The sequence below is a fragment of the Candidatus Symbiopectobacterium sp. NZEC135 genome, from assembly GCF_025962695.1.
Genome location: NZ_JAGFPF010000351.1, coordinates 1 through 1,692, shown reverse-complemented (window position 1 = coordinate 1,692; position 1,692 = coordinate 1). Strand labels below are relative to the sequence as shown.

Here is a 1,692-nt window from a genome sequence, read left to right as displayed (position 1 = left end):
AGCGTTGCTCGATGATGCTCGCCACACCGTAGCCTACAGCGTCAATGCATTGATGACAGCGAGCTACTGGGATATTGGCCGACGCGTTATTGAGGCCGAGCAGAAGGGCAGACGTCGAGCCGGTTACGGCGAGCAATTGATTGCGCGCTTATCCAATGATCTGACAGCACGGTTTGGGCGCGGCTTCAGCGTGGATAATCTGGAAAATATGCGCCGATTCTTCCTCACCTACTCACGTTCAATGATTTCCGAGACAGTGTCTCGGAAATCTGGCAAGCAACGCGATCCGACAAATTCCGAGACACTGTCTCGGAATTTTGAACTCACTGAACTGGCACAGTTTTTCACACTGCCGTGGTCAGCCTATGTTCGTCTGTTATCGGTCAAGGATGCCTATGCCCGCCAATTCTATGAAACCGAAGCGCTACAAGGCGGCTGGAGTGTGCGACAACTCGACCGACAAATCAGTAGCCAGTTTTATGAGCGCACTGCGCTTTCCCGTGATAAAGCAGCCATGCTGGTCACTGGCTCAATACCGAAGCAACAAGACATTGTTACTCCCAATGAGGCGATCAAAGATCCTTACGTGCTGGAGTTTCTCGATCTCAAAGACGAGTATTCAGAGTCCGATCTGGAAGAAGCGTTAATCCATCGATTAGAGGACTTTCTGCTGGAACTCGGTGATGGTTTTACCTTTATCGGACGACAGCGACGACTACGCATTGATCAGACCTGGTATCGCGTTGATCTGCTATTCTTTCATCGCCAGTTGCGCTGTCTGGTCATCGTTGATTTAAAACTCGGTAGTCTGACTCATGGGGATGTAGGCCAGATGCATATGTACTGTAACTATGCCAAAGAACACTGGACCTTGCCTGACGAGAATCCTCCCGTGGGCTTAATTCTCTGTGCTGACAGAGGTCATGCTTTAGCAAGATATGCCTTGGAAGGACTCCCTACCAAGGTGATGGCAGCAAACTTTCGCACGGTGCTGCCAAATGCTGAGTTACTGCAAGAAGAGCTTGAAAATACACAACGTATGCTGGCCTCGCGCGGGGTGACACAACCCGTCTCGGATGCCAAAAAGTAAACATTCCTATTCATCAGACGTTCCTGACCCTTTCAGGGGTCAGGAACAAGCGATGTGCTCGTTAACCACTTTTTACGCGCGTCGCGTTTTAACCGCCGCAGCCAACTGTCGCAGCAGCGTTTCAGTATCTTCCCAACCGATACACGCATCTGTCACACTGCGGCCATAAACCAGCGGCTCGCCGCTTTCCAGGCTCTGATTGCCTTCCACCAGATGGCTTTCCACCATCACACCGGTGATTGCGCGTTCACCGCCAGCAATCTGCGTGCAAACATCCGTCCCCACGTCCATCTGCTTCTTGAACTGTTTGCTGCTGTTGGCATGACTGAAATCGATCATCACCTGCGGGCGCAGTCCGGCTTTTTCCAGCCCATCCTTAACGGCGCTAACGTGCTCGGCGCTGTAATTAGGCGCTTTTCCACCACGCAAAATAATGTGGCAATCGTTGTTACCACTGGTGTTGACGATGGCAGAGTGGCCCCATTTGGTCACTGACAGGAAGCAGTGCGGCGCACTCGCGGCGTTAATCGCATCGATCGCCACTTTAATCGTGCCATCGGTGCCGTTTTTGAAACCAACCCGACAAGAGAGACCAGAAGCCA

General features: G+C 51.9%; 1 protein-coding gene and 1 pseudogene. One reads left to right on the top strand and one right to left on the bottom strand.

All coding sequences use genetic code 11. The annotated features are described in order from the left end of the window. Positions 1 to 4: 4 nt before the first annotated feature. Positions 5 to 1,090, top strand: coding sequence for a PDDEXK nuclease domain-containing protein (locus J5224_RS26750; RefSeq protein WP_413544727.1), 1,086 nt, complete (start codon positions 5 to 7; stop codon positions 1,088 to 1,090). A 72-nt stretch (positions 1,091 to 1,162) separates the two neighbouring features. Here J5224_RS26750 and aroG read toward each other — a convergent pair. Next, positions 1,163 to 1,692 (bottom strand): annotated as a pseudogene (aroG, locus tag J5224_RS26745) (3-deoxy-7-phosphoheptulonate synthase AroG); the annotation flags it as partial.